Origin of the sequence: Geobacillus sp. G4 (genome assembly GCF_040327975.1) — a bacterium.
Taxonomy (GTDB): domain Bacteria; phylum Bacillota; class Bacilli; order Bacillales; family Anoxybacillaceae; genus Geobacillus; species Geobacillus thermoleovorans.
The window spans coordinates 1-279 of record NZ_JBEPJY010000090.1; the positions used below are offsets into that span (position 1 = coordinate 1).

Annotated in this window: 1 pseudogene; it reads left to right on the top strand. The window is 63.8% G+C overall.

Annotated features, from left to right (window positions below):
- Positions 1-279, top strand: a pseudogene (locus ABS784_RS17070) (iron-containing alcohol dehydrogenase); the annotation flags it as partial.

The window sequence follows — 279 nt, forward strand, 5'->3', positions numbered from 1 at the left end:
CGGAAGCATTCTCCGGACTCGTGGAAGGTCTCATCCTGTCAGGCCTGGCAATGCAGGTTTATGACGGCACTCGTCCAGCATCCGGGGCCGAACACTACTTCAGCCACATCTGGGAGCTGGCCCACGTGGGTGCCGACCGCAACCCACCACTGTCCCACGGGCACAAGGTCGCCATCGGGACCCTCGCCATGCTCGCCTTCTACGAGAAGTTCCTCGACCGAGACCTCTCCAGGCTCGACATCGACGCGGCAGTCGCAGCATGGCCCGACTGGAGGACGG